Annotated in this window: 18 protein-coding genes; 1 reads left to right on the plus strand and 17 read right to left on the minus strand. The window is 71.5% G+C overall.

What is annotated here, in order from left to right; genetic code table 11:
• Window positions 1–281: 281 nt before the first annotated feature.
• From IE231_RS11310 to lysS, 3 genes are all read right to left on the minus strand, one after another.
• On the minus strand, window positions 282–620 hold the full coding sequence (locus IE231_RS11310; protein ID WP_189694082.1) for a histone-like nucleoid-structuring protein Lsr2: 339 nt from the start codon (window positions 618–620) through the stop codon (window positions 282–284).
• A gap of 173 nt (window positions 621–793) precedes the next feature.
• A complete protein-coding gene (locus IE231_RS11315; RefSeq protein WP_189694083.1) occupies window positions 794–940 on the minus strand; it encodes a hypothetical protein in 147 nt (48 codons plus the stop codon).
• Entirely contained in the window at window positions 940–2394 is a 1455-nt protein-coding gene (lysS, locus tag IE231_RS11320; protein WP_236663382.1) for a lysine--tRNA ligase, read from the minus strand. Before lysS ends, IE231_RS11315 begins: the two co-directional genes overlap by 1 nt.
• A gap of 146 nt (window positions 2395–2540) precedes the next feature.
• Here lysS and IE231_RS11325 point away from each other — a divergent pair, with 146 nt between their 5' ends.
• Window positions 2541–3419 (plus strand): alpha/beta hydrolase, encoded by an 879-nt coding sequence (locus IE231_RS11325; protein WP_189694085.1) that lies wholly within the window; start codon window positions 2541–2543, stop codon window positions 3417–3419.
• A gap of 73 nt (window positions 3420–3492) precedes the next feature.
• Here the strand turns inward: IE231_RS11325 and panC are convergent, their stop codons facing one another.
• The 14 genes from panC to dacB form a co-directional block, all read right to left on the minus strand.
• Window positions 3493–4458 (minus strand): pantoate--beta-alanine ligase, encoded by a 966-nt coding sequence (gene panC, locus IE231_RS11330; RefSeq protein WP_189694086.1) that lies wholly within the window; start codon window positions 4456–4458, stop codon window positions 3493–3495.
• On the minus strand, window positions 4458–5459 hold the full coding sequence (locus tag IE231_RS11335; RefSeq protein WP_189694087.1) for a Rossmann-like and DUF2520 domain-containing protein: 1002 nt from the start codon (window positions 5457–5459) through the stop codon (window positions 4458–4460). The genes panC and IE231_RS11335 overlap by 1 nt, the downstream gene beginning before the upstream one ends.
• Window positions 5456–6955, minus strand: a complete 1500-nt coding sequence (locus IE231_RS11340) for a PH domain-containing protein (protein WP_189694088.1) — start codon at window positions 6953–6955, stop codon at window positions 5456–5458. Before IE231_RS11340 ends, IE231_RS11335 begins: the two co-directional genes overlap by 4 nt.
• Window positions 6952–7485 (minus strand): PH domain-containing protein, encoded by a 534-nt coding sequence (locus tag IE231_RS11345; RefSeq protein ID WP_189694089.1) that lies wholly within the window; start codon window positions 7483–7485, stop codon window positions 6952–6954. Before IE231_RS11345 ends, IE231_RS11340 begins: the two co-directional genes overlap by 4 nt.
• On the minus strand, window positions 7463–7969 hold the full coding sequence (locus tag IE231_RS11350; RefSeq protein ID WP_189694090.1) for a DUF3180 domain-containing protein: 507 nt from the start codon (window positions 7967–7969) through the stop codon (window positions 7463–7465). The genes IE231_RS11345 and IE231_RS11350 overlap by 23 nt, the downstream gene beginning before the upstream one ends.
• Window positions 7966–8496, minus strand: coding sequence for a 2-amino-4-hydroxy-6-hydroxymethyldihydropteridine diphosphokinase (gene folK, locus IE231_RS11355; protein ID WP_189694091.1), 531 nt, complete (start codon window positions 8494–8496; stop codon window positions 7966–7968). The genes IE231_RS11350 and folK overlap by 4 nt, the downstream gene beginning before the upstream one ends.
• Entirely contained in the window at window positions 8486–8866 is a 381-nt protein-coding gene (folB, locus tag IE231_RS11360; protein ID WP_189694092.1) for a dihydroneopterin aldolase, read from the minus strand. Before folB ends, folK begins: the two co-directional genes overlap by 11 nt.
• 6 nt (window positions 8867–8872) lie before the next feature.
• The gene (gene folP, locus IE231_RS11365; RefSeq protein ID WP_189694195.1) at window positions 8873–9778 is read right to left on the minus strand and encodes a dihydropteroate synthase; all 906 of its coding nucleotides are present in this window, start codon (window positions 9776–9778) and stop codon (window positions 8873–8875) included.
• A gap of 8 nt (window positions 9779–9786) precedes the next feature.
• Entirely contained in the window at window positions 9787–10401 is a 615-nt protein-coding gene (folE, locus tag IE231_RS11370; protein ID WP_374189443.1) for a GTP cyclohydrolase I FolE, read from the minus strand.
• Between the two features lie 46 nt (window positions 10402–10447).
• Window positions 10448–12487 (minus strand): ATP-dependent zinc metalloprotease FtsH, encoded by a 2040-nt coding sequence (gene ftsH, locus IE231_RS11375; RefSeq protein WP_189694093.1) that lies wholly within the window; start codon window positions 12485–12487, stop codon window positions 10448–10450.
• 226 nt (window positions 12488–12713) lie between these two features.
• Window positions 12714–13265 (minus strand): hypoxanthine phosphoribosyltransferase, encoded by a 552-nt coding sequence (gene hpt / locus IE231_RS11380; RefSeq protein WP_189694094.1) that lies wholly within the window; start codon window positions 13263–13265, stop codon window positions 12714–12716.
• Between the two features lie 16 nt (window positions 13266–13281).
• Window positions 13282–14301 (minus strand): tRNA lysidine(34) synthetase TilS, encoded by a 1020-nt coding sequence (gene tilS / locus IE231_RS11385; RefSeq protein WP_229866743.1) that lies wholly within the window; start codon window positions 14299–14301, stop codon window positions 13282–13284.
• Between the two features lie 89 nt (window positions 14302–14390).
• On the minus strand, window positions 14391–15497 hold the full coding sequence (locus IE231_RS11390; protein WP_189694095.1) for an Rv3626c family coenzyme F420 biosynthesis-associated protein: 1107 nt from the start codon (window positions 15495–15497) through the stop codon (window positions 14391–14393).
• 97 nt (window positions 15498–15594) lie between these two features.
• A complete protein-coding gene (gene dacB / locus IE231_RS11395; protein ID WP_189694096.1) occupies window positions 15595–17145 on the minus strand; it encodes a D-alanyl-D-alanine carboxypeptidase/D-alanyl-D-alanine endopeptidase in 1551 nt (516 codons plus the stop codon).
• Window positions 17146–17164 lie beyond the last annotated feature (19 nt).

A 17164-nucleotide genomic window follows, 5' to 3' on the forward strand; every position in this document is an offset into this window, starting at 1 on the left:
CGGCAGGCCATCCTCGACGCCCTCACCACCGGGAAATCTCAGGCACTAAGCAAATGACCAAACTCAGGCGCCCAGGGAGAGGGCCACCCGCAGCCGAAGGGGGGTGCATGAAGCGCACGACGCCGCCCGCTCGCCTCGAATGCGGCGCCTCGCCTCGCCGTCGTGCGCCCTGCTCCGACAACGAAGGCGCTGATTCCCCATCCCTGACGCAGGAAATCCCGGCGCAGCGGCGCCGGGATTTCCTTGACCGCGCGCAAACGCGTCACACGGTATTGCCGGGATCAGCCATTGGCCCGGCGATAGGCTTCCTGGACCTCCTGCTGGATGCGACCGCGGGCATTCACGTTGTACCCATTGTCACGCGCCCACTGCCGGATCTTCGCAGAATCCGAATTGCGCCCAGAAGACGCTGCGCGTGCCCGGGGCGCGGACGCGGAACGGCCCGTGCCTGCCTTGCGGCCGGCAGCAATGAACTCGGCGAGCGCATCACGGAGCTTTCCGGCATTGGCGGTGGATAGGTCAATCTCGTAGTTCGACCCGTCGAGGCTGAAGCGGACGGTCTCGTCCGCCTTGCCGCCGTCGATGTCGTCCTCAAGGATGATCTGGACTTTCTGTGCCATCTGAGGCTCTCTCTCTTCTCATCGCTGGGGACATAGCAAATGCGAGGTCAAGCAATCAGCAGCCGAAGGACCGTGCAAATACAGGCCAAGGCAGACCAATCCACGGCCCACCACCCACTGAGCAATAACAGTATGGAGGCCTAAAAGGCGTGAGTCAAAAGGACCCGCTCATTTCAATTCGCGGATGAGTCCTGAGCATCGCGCTCAGCCTTCGCGAGGGCCTCCCGCTCGGACTTGTCGGCATTGAAGATCGCGCGCATGGCGAACCAGAAAATCAGGCCCACCACGAGGGGAGGGAGGATGGCAAACACATAATCCATCAGTTGGCCTCGGGCTTCAGGAGGGGGAACAGGATTGTTTCGCGAATACCGGCTTGGGTGAACAGCATGACCAGACGGTCGATGCCGAGGCCGATCCCGCCCATGGGCGGCGCACCGTATTCGAGGGCGCGGAGGAAGTCCTCGTCGAGGGCCATTGCCTCGTCGTCGCCCTCCGCGGCGAGACGCGACTGCTCGGTGAGCCGCTCGCGCTGGATCACCGGATCGATGAGCTCGGAGAACGCCGTGCCGCGCTCCATGCCGCCGATGATGAGGTCCCACGCCTCGATGAGCCGGGGGTCCTCGCGGTGCGGGCGGGCAAGCGGCTGGGCGGAGGGCGGGTAGTCGTAGACGAAGGTCGGGTTCAGGAGCGTGGGCTCGACGATCTCGCCGAAGAGCTCGATGACGGCCTTCTCCTGGGTCCACAGGGGATCGGTCTTGACGCCGTGGGCGTCACCGATCTCAAGCAGCCGCTCCAGCGGTGTGTCGGGCGTGACCTCCTCGCCGACCGCCTCGGAGAGCCCCGGATACACGCCGAGCCACCTCCACTCGCCGTCGAGGTCGATCGTGCCCTCCGGGGTCTCGATCTTCCGGGTGCCCACCACGTCCGCGACGTTGAGGATGATCTCCTTCATCCGGTCCGCCATGGTGAACTGGTCCGCGTACGCCTCGTAGCACTCGAGGGTCGTGAACTCCGGGCTGTGGGTCGAATCGACGCCCTCGTTGCGGAACACACGGCCGATCTCGTACACCCGCTCGATCCCGCCCACCACGGCGCGCTTGAGGTACAGCTCGGTGGCGATGCGCAGGGTCATGTGCTGGTCGAACGCGTTGAGGTGCGTCTCGAACGGGCGTGCGGTCGCACCGCCGTGGACGAGATTGAGCATGGGCGTCTCGACCTCGACGTAGCCGTGGGAGTCAAGCGTGTCGCGGACGCTCTTGGTGATCCTGGAGCGCGTGTAGACCATCCTGCGGGCCTCCTCGCGGACCATGAGGTCCACATAGCGCTGGCGGACCCGGGTCTCCTCGTTGAGGTCCGCGTGCAGGGTCGGCATGGGGCGCAGGGCCTTGGACGCCATCCGCCACTCGTCCACCATGACGGAGAGCTCACCGCGCCGGGAGGAGATGACCTCGCCCGAGACGAAGACGTGGTCGCCGAGGTCCACGAGGGCCTTCCAGTCGGCCAGGCGCTGCTCGCCGACGTTGGCCAGGCTCAGCATGGCCTGCAGGCGCGTGCCGTCGCCTTCCTGGAGGGTGGCGAAGCAGAGCTTGCCGGTGTTGCGGATGAACACGACGCGGCCCACGACCCCGACCTTCTCCCCCGTCGCCGTATCCGGCTCGAGGTCAGGGTACTTGGCCCGCACCTCGGCGAGGGAGTGCGTCCGCGGGAGGGTCACCGGATATGGGGGCTCACCGTTCGCCAGCAGCTTCTCGCGCTTGTCGCGGCGGATGTGCATCTGCTCGCTGGCGTCGGCGGGCTCTGCGGGCCCCTTCGGTGCGGGGCGCTCCCCTGCGGCGTTCTCTGCGGTCACAGCATTCAATTCTAGGCCAGCCGCCTGTGAGGTCTCCGGGCGCAGGGCCGGGCACCCGCTAGGCTCGGTCCATGGCCGCTACCCAGCTCACCACCTCGACCATCACGACCCCCGACGGCGCCACCCTCGAACTGTTCACCGCCCCGGCCGGCGTACAGGCAGCCCCGGGCACGGCGGACGGCGGGGCACGCGCGCACGGGGGCGTCGTCGTCGTGCACGGCTCGATGGTGACCGCCGAGCTGTACAAGGACTTCGCGCTCCGGCTCGCCGAGGCGCTCGGGGCGCCGGTTCACGTCTACAACCGCCGCGGGAGGGGCGAGTCCTCGCCGCAGCCGGCGGACTACTCGCTCGCGACCGAGATCTCGGACCTGTCGGCCGTGCTCGAGAAGACCGGCGCCGACGCCGTGTTCGGGCACAACTACGGCGGCTGCATCGTGCTGCACGCGGGACGCGAACTCGAGATCGGGCAGATCGCCGTGTACGACCCGATCATCTCCTTCGAGGGCAGCATCAAGGCGGAGTGGATGCCCGAGTTCGAGGAGGCGCTCGCCGCGAAGGACGAGGAGAAGGCCCTGGCCGTGCTGCTGCGCGGCCTCCAGACCGCGGGACCGATCGCGAAGCTGCCGCTGCCCGTGCTGACCGTGCTGAACCGGATCGGCAGCCGCATGCCGGTCGGAAAGGTCCTCTCGCGGCTCCTGCCGACGGGCCCGGCGGAGATCCGCGCCGTCCTCGCCGCCGACGCCGAGGCCAAGGGCTTCGACGAGCTGCCGCTCGAGACCCTGTTCCTCGTGGGCGGCGCGAGCCCCGAGTACTTCGGCGAGGCCGCGCGGAAGCTCGACGGCGTCCTGCCGGCCTCGGACATCGACGTACTCCCGAAGCTGGCCCACGACGCCCCCACGCGGCCGGCCAAGGCCCTCATCGAGAGGCTCACGGAGTTCTTCTCGAGCTGACCGCGGACGACCGCTGACCGTGGCGCCCGGTGGTCGGCGCGGCGCCCGGGTGGCCAGCGCGGCGCCCGGGTGGTCAGCGGGCGCGGAGCGGCATGTTGTCGATGAGCCTGACCGGGCCGACCGTGGCCGCGACGATGGCAAGCGCCTCGCCGGTGAACGGGGTCTCGCGGCAGTTGAACGCGAGCGGCTCGAGGGTGTCGGTGTCCACGACGTCGAAGTAGTCCAGCGCGACGCCCGGCTGTGACTCGATGAGGGCCACGGCGTCGTCCGGCATGAGCGGCTCGTGCGCCGAGGCGCGCTCCTCGATGAGCCGCAGCGCGCGAGAGAGGACGAGGGCCGCGTCACGCTCCGTCGCCGAGAGGAACTGGTTGCGGCTCGAGAGGGCCAGCCCGTCCTCGGCGCGCACGATCGGCACGGGGACGATCTCGACGGGGAAATTGAGGTCCTTGACCATGCGGCGCACGATGGCGACCTGCTGCGCGTCCTTCTGCCCGAAGTAGGCGCGGAACGCCGTGGGCGCCCCGCCGGGCCCGGGCTGGGCGAGGTGGAGGAGCTTCGCGACCACCGTGCACACGCCGTCGAAGTGCCCGGGACGGGACGCCCCTTCCCACTTCGAGGCGAGCGGTCCCGCCGTCACGCGCACGAGCGGCTCGCCGCCCGGGTACATCTCCTCGAGCTCCGGGGCGAACGCGATGTCCACGCCGACCGACTCGAGCAGGGCGGTGTCCGCCTCGAGAGTGCGCGGGTAGCGCTCGAGGTCCACGGGATCCCCGAACTGGAGCGGGTTGACGAAGATGCTCGCGACAACGACGTCGTTCCCCGCCACGGCGGCCTCGGCAAGCCGGCGGTGCCCGTCGTGGAGGGCGCCCATGGTGGGGACGAGTCCGAGGGACACGCCCGTGACGTCCTCGCTGGGAGCGGCCTCAAGGGCGTCCTCGGCCAGCTCCCGTGCGACCTTGGCCCGCAGCTCGGCGGCCGCCAGCGCCTGCGTGATCGCGGCCTGCAGCTCCGCCCTGGTGCGGGCAACGGTGATGGGCATCAGGATTCCTCTCCGGCGGGATCGCCGAACGTCGGGTCATCGGGGTCGAGCGCCGCCTCGACGCGCGCCCGTACATCCTCGCCGAACAGCCCGCGGCGCTCGGCGCGGACCGCCGTTGCCCGGGCCATGGCTCGGTAGGCCTCAAGGATATCCGCGGAGCCGCTTCCGGCCCCGCCCGGTGAGGCGGCCTCCGCCACGAGCTCGGCGAGCGCGGCAACGTGTGCGGCCACGGTCCCCACATCGCCCCGTGCCACGGGTCCGGTGAGCGCGGACTCCCCGGCGGCGAGGGCGTTGTCGAGCGAAGCGCGCAGCAGCGGGCCGAGCATGGCGGCGGGGTCGGCGACACCGATGCGCCCAAGCACCTCGGCCGCCTGCGAGGCGAGCGTGACGAGGTGATTGGAGCCGTGCGCGAGCGCCGCGTGGTACGCCACCCGGTCGCCCTCCGCAATGACTACCGGCTCCGCGCCCATCTCCACCACGAGGGCCTGCGCGATGGGGAGCATGGCCGGATCGGCGGTGACGCCGAAGCAGCAGTCGGTGAGCCTCGTGAGGTCGAGGCTCATGCCCGTGAAGGTCATCGCGGGATGGATCGCGAGCGGAATCGCGCCGGCCGAGCGGACGGGGGCGAGGATTCCGACGCCGTGCCGTCCCGAGGTGTGCGCGACGAGCTGGCCCGGCTGCCACGCGCCGAGCTTCGCGAGTCCCTCCACGAGGGGTCCGAGGGCGTCGTCGGGGACGGCGAGGAGCACGAGCTCGGCGCGTTCCACGATCTCGGGGATCTCGAGGACAGGCACCCCGGGCAGGAGCAGCTCGGCGCGCTCCCGGCTCGCCTCGGAGACCGCGGAGACGCCGACCACCGCGTGCTCGGCAGCCCGCAGCGCGGCACCGAGCACGGCGCCCACTTTGCCCGCGCCGATGATCCCGATGCCGAGCCGTCCCGGCCGCGGGGGTCGCGACGATGCCGCGGAGGGTCCCGTCTGGGGAGAGGGCGGAAGGCTCATGCGTTTCCTCCTGGTGCAGGCCGTCCGGGACGGCGGGCGTGGGCGGCGCGTGCGGCCTGCTCGGCGAACAGCACCTCGGCGACGGAGACGGACTGGTGCGGGACGAGGGGCCTGACCGGACCCGGAGTCGAGTGGAGCTCGACGCCGGCCAGGCCCAGCCGCCGCTGGAGGGGCCCCTGGGTCAGCGCGATCGACTGGGTCCGCTCGTGGGGAACGATCGCGAGGGTCCGCGCGAAGACGCCGGTGCGGCACAGGAGCGCGGTGGCGGTGGCGCGGAACCCGGTGCGCCGCCAGGCGAGCGGGTCCACCCAGCGCGCGGAAGGCGGCGAGTGGACGAATCCTCCCGAGTCCCCTGCGCCTGTCATCCCGTCCTCGAAGACCGCGCGGGCCGTGCCCGGCTCGAGGCCGGGGTCTGGCAGGACGAGCCCGAGGACCCCGAAGACCTCCGCCGGCGTCCCCGCCGGCAGGACGGTGGACTTGGACCCTTCGCGCTCCGAGGTGTGCCGGTAGCCTGCCACGTTCACGTGGACGGACCACCAGCCGAACGGGCGCCACAGGAGCGGCTGGCGGATGAGGATCGCCTGGACCCGGCCGGCCGGCACGGTCTGGCTGCGGGTCTCGAGCAACCCACGCGTAAGCCGGAGCCCGTCGCCGCTGGACAGCACGCGGAAGTCCCAGAACGAGCTGATGCGGTGCCACACCGTCACCGCGGCCCCCAGCAGGGCGGGGATGAACGCCGCACCCAGTGCCCTCACCCCGAGGGCCGCCTCGAGCACGATGCCCCCGGCGGACACCAGCCCTGCCACGATGAGGAACGGCGTGAGCGCCGTCGAGGCGAGGATCCTCGCCACCGGCACGCGCACCGCGAGCGTCTCGCGCACTGCCGCGGACGACGGCGGGACCTCCGCCGGGTGGAGACCGTCGCCGGGTGCCAGGGAAGGGTCGGGAACGTGAGCTGGGACCGGTGACGCGGCCCGCGCCGCGGACGCTGCGGCGAGCACCGAGGCCCGGAGCTGCTGCGCCTCGGCCAGGGGAAGGAAGGAGAGCCGCAGGGCGTTCCCGCTCGCGTCGGCCACCTCGAAGCGCAGCTCCGCCAGGCCGAAGAGGCGCGCGAGGAAGGGCTGGACCACGTCCACCGCCTGGATCCGGTCCAGCCTCGCCTGGCGGTGCTGGCGGAACACGATGCCGGTCCTCACCCGCACGGTCGAGCCGTCGACCCGGTAGCGCGTGGTCAGCCACGACAGCACGAACCCGCCGCCCACGAGCAGGATCACGCCGGCTCCCACCCACGCGAGCATGGCGACCGGGACCGCATTCCACCACCCGTGCATCGGCTCCCCCGTCACGACGGACTGAAGCCAGTCCCGACCCAAGCTGACAGCGAGGGCGAGCAGCAGGATCCAGCCGCGCACCCAGGGCGAGAGGGGATGCACCCGCCGCCACCCGCCGTCGTCCGCGGTACCGGGGGTGCGGGCCGGAGCCGAGGGGAGGCTCACAGCCCCGCCAGGCGGGCCTCGCCGCGGGCGCTGAGCTGATCGCGCAGGCGTGCCGCCTCGGTCTCGGGGAGGCCAGGGATCTCCGCCCTCGTGGCGGCGGCGGCCGTGTGGAGCTTGACGGTGGCGAGGCCGAGCGCGCCCTCGAGCGGTCCGACGGACACGTCGACGTACTGCATCCGTCCATACGGCACCACGCTGACACGGCGCATGAGCAGGCCGCGGCGGATCAGGAGGTCATCCTCGCGCTCCGCGTAGCCCATGGCCCGCACCCGCCGCGGCGTGAGCGCGAGCTGGGCGAGCCCCCACGCGAACACGGCCACCGGAAGTCCGAGCGTGAGCCAGCCCGGGAGGGCGACCATCCGGACGGCTGCGGCGCCCCAGGGGATGAGGGCGAGCGCCGTCCAGGCCAGCGTCGAGATGCCCTCCCTGACGAGGCGCAGGCGCACGTACCGGGGAGCCAGCCGGCGCCACCGGACCCCGACGGGGTCGATCGCGTGGAGGGCAGGGCTAGGCAAGGCCGCCCTCGGCATCCGGCGCGCGGCCGCCGTCCGCGTGTCCTTCCTCCTCCTCGCCGTCCTCGGGCGGGATGCGGCAGAACCGTTCGACGATGAAGCCGATGGCCACCATGACAATCCCGCCCACGATCATGAGCAGCGCCGTCTCGACGAGCGGCGTGCCCGCGCGGCTTGCCAGGAAGGGCACCTGGTCCGCGATCACCCCGCCGTGCCAGCCCAGCAGGACTGCGCCGGCGTACGCGCAGGCATGCGCGAGGACGAGGGTCCGGGCAGCGAAGATCGGGTCGAGCATGCGGGTGCGGTGGCCGGTGCGCCACCGGAGCACCCTGATCCCGAGGACCAAGGTGACGACGGCGATCACGGCCATGGAGCCGAGCGCGCTGATGGGCAGGACAGGGGTTGCCGCGGAGGCCCGGAGGGCGAGGGAGTTCGCGGCCACGCCGATCAGGCCCACCACGAACGCGACGAGCACGAGCACCCACGGCTTGAGCGGGCTCACTTCGGGCTACCCCCGTCCGTCATGAGGTCGTAGCCCTCGATGCCCTCTGCGTCCTCGCAGTCCGCGAGCAGGCCCACGATGGGATGGCCCTCGAGGACCGCGAGCGGATCGATCATGAGCCAGGGGTACAGGACGAACGCGCGTTCCGCGGCCCTCGGGTGGGGGATGGTCAGGTCAGGGTCGTCGAGCGTGAGGTCGCCGTACGTGATGATGTCGACGTCGAGCGTGCGGGGGCCCCAGCGCACCTCGCGGGTGCGGTGGTGCTTGGCCTCGACCGCGTGGCAGTGCTCGAGGAGTTCGTGCGGGCCGAGCGTCGTCTCCACGATCAGCACCATGTTCAGGAAGTCCGGCTGCCCCTCGGGGCCGCCCACCGGCTTCGTCTGGACAACCGGGGAGACGTCCACAAGGCGCACCTCGGGCCGGTCCACGAGGTCCGCAACGGCCTCCGCGAGCGTCTCCGCCCGCGCGCCCAAGTTGCTGCCGAGGGCCAGGACGGCCCTGGTCCAGCCGTGGTGCTCAGTCTGCACGCCGCTGCTCCCTGAAGACGGTCACGGAGACATCCGCGAAGGGCACGGAGATCGGTGCCTGGGGCTTGTGGACGGTGACCTCCACGGCCTCGACCGGGAACTCGGCCAGAACCGTCTCGGCCAGGCGCACTGCGAGGGTCTCGATGAGGTCCACCGGCTCGCCCTCGACCACGTCGACGATCCGCTCGGCCACCTCGGCGTAGCTCGCCGTCGCGGCGATGCTGTCCGACGACGCGGCCGCACCGAAGTCCGCGTGCATCACCGCGTCCACGACGAAGGGCTGGCCATCGCGGCGCTCGGCCGCGAGCACGCCGTGGTGCCCCATGGCGGTGACCCCTGTCAGGGTGATGAGGTCAGGGCGGCTGCCCACGGCGTCCTAGGCCTTTGCCCGGGCGGTGACCTTGACGGCGTCGAGGTTCGACGCGACGTCGTGCACGCGCACGCCCCACGCTCCGGCCGCCGCCGCGAGGACGGTGATCGCCGCGGTCGCGGCGTCGCGGGCCTGCGGCGGTGCCGCCTTGCCGGCGCTGGTGAGCAGCTCGCCGAGGAAGCGCTTGCGGGACGCCGCAACGAGGACAGGGTGCCCGAGGGCGGTGAAGCGCCCCACGTTCTTCACGAGCTCCCAGTTCTGCTCGCCGTTCTTGGCGAACCCGAGTCCTGGATCGAGGATGATCTTCGCATCGGACACCCCGGCCGCGCGCAGGCGGTCGCGGATCTGGAGGGTCTCGGCGATGACGTCCTCGACCACGTCCCCGTACGAGGCGAGGCTGTCCATCTCCTTCGAGTCGCCGCGGTTGTGCATGACGACGTAGTAGGCGTCCCGGGCCGCGACGAGCTTGACCATCTCGTCCGTGACGGCGAGCCCGGAGACGTCGTTGATGATCGTCGCGCCCGCGTCGAGCGCCTTCTCCGCGGTGCTCGCACGCCGGGTGTCCACCGAGACGAGGGCGCCGGCCTTCGCGAGGGCCTCCACGACCGGCAGGATCCGCTCCTGCTCGAGGTCCTCGGGCACCTCGTCGGCGCCCGGGCGCGTGGACTCGCCTCCCACATCGATGATGTCCGCCCCGCCGTAGAACATCCGCAGGCCCGCGGCGATCGCACTGTCGGCCGTGACGTGCTCCCCGCCGTCGCTGAACGAGTCCGGCGTGACGTTGAGGATCCCCATCACGACGGCGCGGTCGCGGGGCAGGCCCTCGAACGTCGCCCTCGGGCGGGGCTTGCGGAGCACGGGCAGAGGGGACGTGTTGGGCCCGGTGCCGGGCGCAGCTGCGAGAGAGTCCATCGTCGTGGTCACCTTCCGAGAATGAGGCTCATGGCTTCGGCGCGGGTCGCCGGGTCGTGGAGCTGGCCGCGGACTGCGCTCGTGACGGTGTGCGCGCCGGGCTTGCGCACGCCGCGCATCGACATGCACATGTGCTCGCAGCTCACCACCACGATGACACCGCGCGGCTTGAGGTGCCGGACCATTGCGTCCGCCACCTGGCTGGTCAGGCGCTCCTGCACCTGCGGCCGGCGCGCGTAGATGTCGACGAGGCGGGCGAGCTTGCTGAGCCCGGTCACCCGGCCGTCGTGCGAGGGGATGTAGCCCACGTGCGCCACACCGTGGAACGGCACGAGGTGGTGCTCGCACGTCGAGTAGAACGGGATGTCCTTCACGAGCACGAGTTCCTCGTGGTCCATGTCGAACGTGACGCCCAGGACTTCCTCAGGGTTCTGGTGCAGGCCCGCGAACACCTCCGCGTAGGCCTTCGCGACCCGCTTGGGGGTGTCCTTGAGCCCGCTGCGGTCCGGGTCCTCGCCCACCGCGAGGAGGATCTCCCGGACTGCCGCCTCGATCCGGGGCAGGTCCATGCCCTCAGCCGCGTCGGGCAGCTCGGACACGTCGTCGTCGTCGAAGTGGGTCACGTCAATGATCCTAGCGGTGCGTGGCTGACTGGTCGGTCACGGGCCGTCAGGCGCCGTCGCGGGGGTCCTTGGCGTACTCCTGCTCGCCGTGCGGATGGTGGGCATGGGCAACGTCGAGCGGCTCCTCGCGACGGGCGGCCGTGGCCTCCTCGCGGGCCTCGCGCTCCTTGCGCTCGGCCTCCGTCTCCACGGGCGGTATGTTCTGGACGGGGCGCGTCTCCTTGGAGAGCCAGATCTCCCGGAAGTCGCGCTTGCGGACATCCTTGAAGATCTCCGCGATCTCCTTCTGGTTCAGCGTCTCGTGCTCGAGCAGCTCGAGGGCCAGACGGTCGAGGATGTCGCGGTTCTCCGTGAGGATGGCGTACGCCTCGTCATGGGCCTGGTCCATGAGGCGGCGCACCTCCTCGTCCACGACGTAGGCGACTTGGTCGGAGTAGTTGCGCTCATGCGCCGCGTCCCGCCCCAGGAAGGGCTCGCCGCCGCCCTGGCCGAGCTTGACGGCGCCGACTCGCTCGCTCATGCCGTACTGCGTGACCATCTTGCGCGCGGTGCCCGTGGCCTTCTCGATGTCGTTCGACGCGCCGGTGGACGGATCGTGGAACACGATCTCCTCGGCGACGCGGCCGCCCATGGCGTAGGCGAGCTGGTCGAGGAGTTCGTTGCGGGTGATCGAGTACTTGTCCTCCTCCGGGACCACCATCGTGTAGCCGAGGGCGCGGCCGCGCGGCAGGATGGTGATCTTGGTGACGGGGGCGGAGTTCCGCAGGGCCGCCGCCACGAGCGCGTGGCCGCCCTCGTGGTAGGCGGTGATCTTCCGCTCGAGGTCCTTCATGACCCGCGAACGCTTCTGCGGGCCGGCCATGACGCGGTCGATGGCCTCATCGAGCGCACGGTCGTCGATGAGCTGGGCGTTCGAGCGGGCGGTGAGGAGCGCTGCCTCGTTCAGCACGTTCGCGAGGTCCGCGCCGGTGTAGCCCGGCGTCTTCTTTGCCACAGCCTTGAGGTCCACGTTGGAGGCCATGGGCTTGCCCTTGGCGTGGACGGAGAGGATCTGCTCGCGGCCCTGGAGGTCCGGGGCCTCGACGGGGATCTGCCGGTCGAACCGGCCCGGCCGCAGGAGGGCCGGGTCGAGCACGTCCGGACGGTTCGTCGCCGCGATGAGGATGACGTTGGTCTTCGGGTCGAAGCCGTCCATCTCGACGAGGAGCTGGTTGAGCGTCTGCTCGCGCTCGTCGTTGCCGCCGCCGATGCCGGCCCCGCGGTGGCGCCCCACGGCGTCGATCTCGTCGACGAACACGATCGCCGGGGCGTTGGCCTTGGCCTGCTCGAACAGGTCGCGGACGCGGGACGCGCCGACGCCCACGAACATCTCCACGAAGTCCGAGCCGGAGATCGAGAAGAACGGAACCCCGGCCTCGCCGGCCACCGCGCGGGCCAAGAGGGTCTTGCCCGTCCCCGGAGGGCCGTACAGCAGCACGCCCTTGGGGATCTTGGCCCCGACCGCCTGGAACTTCCCCGGCTCCTGGAGGAACTCCTTGATCTCGTGGAGCTCCTCGACCGCCTCGTCAGCACCGGCCACATCCGCGAAGGTCACCTGCGGCATGTCCTTGGTGATCATCTTGGCCCGGGACTTGCCGAACTTCATGACCTGGCTGCCGCCGCCCTGCATCCGCGAGAGCAGGAACCAGAACAGGGCTCCCAGCAGCACCACGGGGATGAGGAGGGACAGCATGGAGCTGAACCAGTTGTTCTCCACCGGCTGATCGGAGAAGCCCTGCGGAAGGTTCGCGTTGTTGATCGCGTTGATGACGTCGTCGCCGCGCTGGGTGATGAAGTAGAACTGGACGTTCTTGCCCTTGTCCTGGCCGTCCACCACGTAGTCGTCCTTGAGGACCATGTCCACGCGCTCGTCGCCGTTGAAGATCTTGGCCTGCTCGACCTTTCCGTCCTTGAGGAGGGACAGGCCGACCGAGGTGTCGACGCGGGTGCTGCCGCCCGGCGCGAGGGTCCCGAAGGCCAGCAGGAGCAGGACGATCACGACGATGATCCAGATGCCCGGACCCTTGACGAAGCTCTTGACTTTCATGAACTCGGGGCTGAGCCCCGTCCCTTCTCCTCATGCACTGCTGCGCTCACGCCCGGCCGTGCGCCCATGCGCCGTGCCCACCAGCATGACACTGTTCGGAAGCGTTCACGCACGGGTGGTCGCAAAAGTTCCCCCGGGCCACCAATCGGCGTGAGCCGTGCGCTGAGGGCGAACCCGGCCGCGCGCCGTCGTGCCTCTGCCGCAGCGCGCGCCGGTGCCGGAATGCCTACTCGTAGACGTGCGGCGCGAGCGTGCCGACGAAGTCGAGGTTGCGGTACTTCTCGGCGTAGTCGAGGCCGTAGCCCACCACGAACTCGTTGGGAATGTCGAAGCCGACGTACTTGACGTCGATCTTCACCTTGGCGGCGTCCGGCTTGCGGAACGCCGTGCAGATCTCGACGGAGGCGGTGCCGCGCGACTCGAGGTTCGTCTTGAGCCACGAGAGGGTCAGGCCCGAGTCGATGATGTCCTCGACGATGAGGACATGCTTGCCCATGAGGTCCGTGTCGAGGTCCTTCAGGATGCGCACCACGCCGGAGGACTGCGTGCCGGAGCCGTAGGACGAGACGGCCATCCAGTCCATCGTCACGTGGGAGTGGAGTGCCCGCGCCAGATCCGCCATGACCATGACGGCGCCCTTGAGGACGCCGACGATCAGCAGGTCCCGGCCCTCGTAGTCGCGGTCGATCTCAGCGGCGAGCTCGCCGATGCGCTTCTGGATCTCGTCCTTGGTCTTGAGGACGTGCTTGAGGTCTGACTGGACGTCTGTCGATTCCACGTGCGGCTCCTGTGGGTCAGCGGTGCGATACCAAGACTAGCCTCCCTTGGGCGGCTCGGTAGGCGCTCACGTGGCCCGGCACCTCGACCGGTCCGGCCGACCCCCGCCGCTCGAGGAGGCGCTCGACCGCGCCGAGGCGCTCGAACGTGGTCTGGCCGCCGAGATCGGTGACGGCGAGCGCGAGGACCCGGCCCCGCAGCGCGGGCGGGAGGGCGCGGAGTGCGTCGATGGGGAGGGTCACCTCGCCGCCACCCGGGGTCACCTCCGTGTCGCTGGACCCGAACTCGGCGAGCCCGGCGTAGGTGCGGCGTGCCTCCTCGTCGAGCCAGTCGGCGTCCGCCCCGAGCAGCGCGGCCGTCCGGGCGAGCCCCTCGGCGACACCTGGGCCGAGCTCGGCCTCGAGGAACGGCATGATTGCGCTGCGCACGCGGGAGCGCATGAAGCGGGGATCCTCGTTGGTCGGGTCGAACCAGGGGTCGAGGCCCTCGGCCACGCACACGTCGAGGGTGTCCGCGCGCCGGAGCCCGAGGAAGGGGCGTAGGAGCAGGCCGCGGACCCGGCGCATTGCGCCCAGGGCGCGCGGACCCGACCCGCGCGCGATCCCGAGCAGGACCTGCTCCGCCTGGTCGTCGAGCGTGTGGCCCAGCAGCACGGCGCCCGCGCCGCTGGCTTCAGCCTCGGCCGCGAGTGCCTCGTGGCGGGCGATCCGCGCCGCGGCCTCCGGGCCCTCCCCTGCCTGCTGCACCTCTACGGTGACGACCCGCACCGGCGAGAGGCCCAGCCCCGCCAGCACGTGCGCCGTCGCGCGCGCCACCTCGCCGGAGCCCTCCTGGAGCTGGTGGTCGACGACGACGGCGCCCGCCTCGAGCGGGTGGCTCCCGCCGCCTTTCCCGCGGACCGCACCACGCCGCGCGTAGTGCGCGACGGCAGCGGCCAAGGCGAGCGAGTCCGGTCCGCCCGAGCAAGCCACGAGCACCCGCGCCGGCCAGCCCGCCTCCTCGAGTGCCGCGCGCACGGCGTTGCGCGCATTTCCCACGGCTGGGTGGAGGCGGCGGCGGGCCGGAGAGGCGGAGTCGCGGGCCGGATCGAAAGCTGGCCCCTGGCCCGTGGAGGGACCTTCCGGGCTCACAGCCCCATCCGGGCAATCCACGCCGCCGGGTCGTGGATCTCCTCCTCGGAGGGCAGGTGGTCCGCCGACTCCCAGACGCGGTTGAACCCTTCCATGCCCACGGCGTCCACGACGTGCCGCACGAACTTCTGCCCGTCCGTGTACTGGCGCATCTTCGCCTCGATGCCGAGGAGCCTGCGCACGAACATCTCGAGCGGGCCGCGGTTCTCGTTCCGGGCCTGGAAGCGCTGGCGGATGGTCTTCACGCTCGGCACCACGGAGGCGTCAATCGCGTCCATCACCACGTTCGCGTGCCCCTCCAGCAGGCTCATGACGGCCGTCAGGTGGGAGATGGCGGCCTTCTCCTCGGGGTCCTGGAGCAGGTCGAGGATGGCGCCCTTGCTCGGGAGGTCGGCGGCACCGCCCGTGCGGTCGCGCAGCGACTTGGCGGCGGCCGTGGCACGCTCCATGAGGCTGTCCATGTTGCCCACAAGGCTCTCGCTGAGGTGGGAGATCTGCTCGATCATGTGCCCGCGCAGCCAGGGGGCGGCGGCGAACTGGACGCGGTGGGTCTGCTCGTGGAGGCAGACCCAGAGGCGGAAGTCCTCGGGATCCACGTGCAGCTCACGCTCCACGTGGACGATGTTCGGGGCCACCAGCAGGAGCCGGCCCGCCGGGGGCAGCGTGGATCCCGGGGCCATCGCCGCGAAGGGCTCGTACTGTCCCAGCACGCGGCTCGCGAGATAGGCGAGGATGGCGCCGAGCTGGGCCCCCGTGATGGCTCCGCCCACCCTGGCTGCGGCAGGAGTCAGCTCGCTCGCCTTCTTCTCCACGAGCTTGGATAAGACCGGCCCCATCATGACCTCGAAGCCCTGCGCGTTGGCCTTCGCCCATGAGGCCCGGTCCACGATGAGCAGCTGCGAGTCGCGGAGGTCCTCGGCGGCCGAGAGCCCGGTGATGCGGTGGACGTGGTCCACCGAGGCGTCTGCCTGGCGGCGCAGGCTCGCGACCGCCTCCTCCGCCTCGCCTGCGCTCAGGGAGGGCCCGGGCGGGGCGAGGCGGGCCGCGGTCGAGGCGGCAAGCTCCCAGTTGATCAGTCGACCGGCCATCTGCGAGGCATCCATGGGACCATTCGACCACACCGCACCGACAATCCGCTGTGCCCCGGGGCGGCCCGATGCCCCCCGTTCGCGCCGGGCGATCAGGCGCCTGCGCGATGGGTCAGCCCCGGCAGCCGCATCCGGCCAGCGCCGCGACGCCGGCATCGATCGCCGAGACCGCCTGCTGCCGAGCGGCGGGGTCGAGCCCGTTCGCCACGAAGGAGAACACGAGGAGCCGCCCATCGGCGTCGACCAGGTACCCGCTCAAGGAGGCGACCGTATTGAGCGTCCCCGTCTTGGCCCGCACGACGCCGGCCCCTCCCCCCGTCGTCGGCCCGCTGAAGCGCGTGGCGAGGGTCCCGTCGAGGCCAGCCACGGGAAGGCCGTCGAGGGCGGCACGGAGCCTGGCGTCCGGTCCGGAGGCCATCGCGCGGACGAGGCCCGCGAGCGCCTCGGGGGCTGCGCGGTCCGCGATCGCCAGCCCGCACGCGTCCGAGAGCTCGAATCCGGCCGCGCTGCCGAGGATCCGCGTGGCGGCGTCCTTGAGCGCGGCGACCGCGCCGTCGTTGCTCCCAGGGCCGCCCCCGGCGTGCGAGGCGAGGCGGCCCAGCACCTCAGCGGCGTAGTTGTCCGACTCCCGCAGGGCGTAGCCGACCTGCTCCGCGACCGTGGCGCTCTGCACCGAGGCGACCTCCGGCGCGCCCGCCGGCGCAGCTTCCCGCGTGATGTTGTCTGCGACGGTCACGCCGGCGGCAGAGAGGTCCTTGGCGAGCTCGGCGCGGAACGCCGCCGCCGCGTCCATGGCGGAGTCCTTAGGCCGCGGCCCTCCTGCGCCCGGCCCGGTCCGCCCCGCGTAGAGGGCGAGCGCGTAGACGGGGGCCATCTCGCCGGCGTCGATATCCTCGGGGGCCCACGCCGGGTTGAGGGCGGGGCCAGTGAACAGGGTGTCGTCGAGCTTCACCGTGATGGCGGCGGGCAGGGAGGCCGGCCTCGACGCCCCACCCCCGGCGGACGGCGAGGAGGCGGCGGACGGCGAGGACGCGGCGAACGGCGAGGCGCCGGCGTCGTGCGTCCCGGTCAGCGCCGCCGCCGTCTCCGCAGCGAGCGTCGCCATCCCGGCCCGGCCCATCGTGGAGCCGGGCTGCGACGCGCCCGCGCCGAGCATCGCGTCCCCGCCGCCCACGAGCACGAGCGTCCCCGGGTCCGCACCGCGCACCACCTTGGTGGTGAGCCTCGCGTCGGGACCGAGCGTCGTGAGCACGGCGGACGCCGTGAGGAGCTTGAGGTTCGACGCGGGAATGCTCGGCTGCGCGCCCGAGCGCGAGTACAGCGGCTGGCCCGTCATCCCGTCCAGGACGGAGCCCGTGATCGTTCCGGAGCCCGGGACGAGCCGTGCGTCGAGCTCCTTGGCGACGGTCGCCTGGTCGGGCACCGGCGCGGCGGTGGAGACGGGCGTCGCGCCCGACGGCGCCGGCGCGCCGGACGACGGCGGCGCGAGCCAGGCGGGGGTCGTCGCCGTGGGAGTGGGGCGGGGGAAGAGAGCGCCGCGCAGGTCCGTGGCGGCGCCGGTGGAGAGCATGCCGACCGCCACGAGCACCGCGACCGCGACCGCCGCGGCGGCCAGCACCCACACGCCTCCGAGCAGCGTGCGAGGGCCGCGCTGGGCAGTCATGGAACGCTCCGTCCTCGGG

It is taken from the genome of Sinomonas cellulolyticus (assembly GCF_014656475.1).
Taxonomy (GTDB): Bacteria; Actinomycetota; Actinomycetes; order Actinomycetales; family Micrococcaceae; genus Sinomonas; species Sinomonas cellulolyticus.

What these genes read in the sequence shown, in the direction of transcription:
- IE231_RS11310 (WP_189694082.1), bottom strand. Translation starts at nt 620, where the DNA reads ATGGCACAGAAAGTCCAGATCATCCTTGAGGACGACATCGACGGCGGC.
- IE231_RS11315 (WP_189694083.1), bottom strand. Translation starts at nt 940, where the DNA reads ATGGATTATGTGTTTGCCATCCTCCCTCCCCTCGTGGTGGGCCTGATT.
- lysS (WP_236663382.1), bottom strand. Translation starts at nt 2,394, where the DNA reads ATGCACATCCGCCGCGACAAGCGCGAGAAGCTGCTGGCGAACGGTGAG.
- IE231_RS11325 (WP_189694085.1), top strand. Translation starts at nt 2,541, where the DNA reads ATGGCCGCTACCCAGCTCACCACCTCGACCATCACGACCCCCGACGGC.
- panC (WP_189694086.1), bottom strand. Translation starts at nt 4,458, where the DNA reads ATGCCCATCACCGTTGCCCGCACCAGGGCGGAGCTGCAGGCCGCGATC.
- IE231_RS11335 (WP_189694087.1), bottom strand. Translation starts at nt 5,459, where the DNA reads ATGAGCCTTCCGCCCTCTCCCCAGACGGGACCCTCCGCGGCATCGTCG.
- IE231_RS11345 (WP_189694089.1), bottom strand. Translation starts at nt 7,485, where the DNA reads ATGCCGAGGGCGGCCTTGCCTAGCCCTGCCCTCCACGCGATCGACCCC.
- folP (WP_189694195.1), bottom strand. Translation starts at nt 9,778, where the DNA reads ATGGACTCTCTCGCAGCTGCGCCCGGCACCGGGCCCAACACGTCCCCT.
- ftsH (WP_189694093.1), bottom strand. Translation starts at nt 12,487, where the DNA reads ATGAAAGTCAAGAGCTTCGTCAAGGGTCCGGGCATCTGGATCATCGTC.
- IE231_RS11390 (WP_189694095.1), bottom strand. Translation starts at nt 15,497, where the DNA reads ATGGATGCCTCGCAGATGGCCGGTCGACTGATCAACTGGGAGCTTGCC.
- dacB (WP_189694096.1), bottom strand. Translation starts at nt 17,145, where the DNA reads ATGACTGCCCAGCGCGGCCCTCGCACGCTGCTCGGAGGCGTGTGGGTG.